2 protein-coding genes are annotated in these 1,844 nt (G+C 39.0%); both read left to right on the top strand.

Going from position 1 to position 1,844, the window contains the following annotated elements; translation table 11 throughout:
- Positions 1–592 precede the first annotated feature (592 nt).
- The gene (locus tag EOE65_RS17840) at positions 593–1,168 is read left to right on the top strand and encodes a hypothetical protein (RefSeq protein WP_127696263.1); all 576 of its coding nucleotides are present in this window, start codon (positions 593–595) and stop codon (positions 1,166–1,168) included.
- A gap of 72 nt (positions 1,169–1,240) precedes the next feature.
- The gene (locus tag EOE65_RS17835; protein ID WP_127696261.1) at positions 1,241–1,696 is read left to right on the top strand and encodes a hypothetical protein; all 456 of its coding nucleotides are present in this window, start codon (positions 1,241–1,243) and stop codon (positions 1,694–1,696) included.
- Positions 1,697–1,844: the final 148 nt, after the last annotated feature.

Here is a 1,844-nt window from a genome sequence, read left to right as displayed (position 1 = left end):
GGTTTTACGGCGTTTGCTGGTAAACTCGCTATCAGAGAAAGACAGTTGCTGGCTCATGAGATGATGGCTTCCAATGGGAATGAGGGGGTTATTGTCTCATGCTAGGGACTTAATCGCATGTTCCCTAACAAGCGGCAAACGTTACACTATAGATAACCAGAACAAACCTAGCCTGAACTAAGAGCAGCACCCCGCCGCCAGCAGCCAATCCACATAGCAGAAGCACTCTGCTGATCTCAACCTTAGGCCATGCTTGATCTGGTGTATATGAACGAGTACTGTTTTAGATAAGTCATGGCGAGTATGCGCATAGGTTGTGTAATGCTTGGCAGCAGGAAGCTGAACCATACGAAGAACATCTTCAAAACTGTACGGATAAACAGCATACTTTTCCTGCCGCTTTTCAAATCTAACAAAGCAAAAACCCGCCACTCTATTTTTCGTTAAGCCAATAGTGCTGATTTAAAGCCTTTGGAAACAATAGCTTAAAAAGTTAGCCCAAAAGTCAGAAAAATAGAATGAAGTCATTTAAATAATTATTATGATGCCCCATGGCGTCATAATCAGACTGTTAGCTTCCCAAGGAGAGGTCGTGAGTCATCCGATAGATTTTGGAAGTATTGAAGAAAAATTATTTCTCCTTCAACAAATGGCTTGTGCGAGTAAAGAGTTTTCTCTTTGGAAAGAAACTCACACAAATACAGAGGTTGAGGAAGACTGGCAAATACCAGAAATTACTCACGAGATTGATAATTATTTTGCTTGGATGAGCACTTTTGTATCGAACTATATGATTGAATGTGCAACTAAAACACGAATATTTCAAGATCATTTAGATGAAGACCTTTATGAATGTGGCGTATCTGCATTTGATGAAGGTGCTATTAAGGCTGTTGGTGGCGACATCGGAAAAATTTATGTAGGTGAATTCAAGTTAAGCTTGAGAGAAAGTTGCAATAAAATCATCCATGCAAAAAAGGTTAGTTTTGATTCTTTACCATTAAATAACCATAACCGTTGTTGGAATGGAATTTGCCATTTACAAGGTGAGTTCAGGAAAAGTAAGTGGCACATATCTATCAATGTGCGAAATTGGGCTGCTGCTATGAGTTATTATCACGAAAGCCTCTCGGAACAAAGAGAACAGTTCTGGGAATTGGAAAGCTAACAAGAAAATCCAGGTGACGCCTACGGCGCACCTGATTTAGGCGTTATAGCGCAAAGCATACTCAGAGTTAATATGAATAATAAAATCAAAAAAGAAATTCATGCTATCCGATCAATTCTAGAATGCTTTGAAAAATCAGACTTTCATAGTATGACTAGTTTTTATCATTCATCCAGCTTTCCAAAAGGCTGTTGCGGTGATGCATCTGATCTAATTGGTTTATATCTTTTACAATGTCATGGTATTGAATCGGAATATGTTTGTGGTAAAGGGCTCCGCCATAATTCAGAGCAATCGCATGCTTGGCTTACTTGTCAGGGTTATATCATTGACATTACAGCAGACCAATTCAATGAGAATAATTACCAGTTACCTAAAGTTATAATTGAAGCGCAAAGCCCGTTTCATAACAGCTTCAAGGAATACACTTGTCGTCCTATAACTTTTGAGTATTTGAGAACTTCAGGTATTCCATCAGTTTTAGCTAAAGTAATTTCAAAATTAAAGGAATCGGAAGTAGCGCTATAACAAGCAGTTCAACAGGACAAATGTAGTTCCCCCGGTTTAGTGGACACCTCAATCTAATTGAGTTGAGGTGTTCAGTGCCAGCATATAAAAATCCAAAGAAGACGCGACAGTACAGCAATGAGTTCAAGTCTAAAGCTGTTAAGCTGAG

The organism is Neptunomonas marina (assembly GCF_004005935.1).
In the GTDB taxonomy this organism is placed as follows: domain Bacteria; phylum Pseudomonadota; class Gammaproteobacteria; order Pseudomonadales; family Balneatricaceae; genus Neptunomonas; species Neptunomonas marina.
The sequence above is the reverse complement of the archived record's forward strand: the minus strand, read 5'-3'. Positions and strand labels throughout refer to the sequence as shown.

What these genes read in the sequence shown, in the direction of transcription:
- EOE65_RS17835 (WP_127696261.1), top strand. Translation starts at nt 1,241, where the DNA reads ATGAATAATAAAATCAAAAAAGAAATTCATGCTATCCGATCAATTCTA.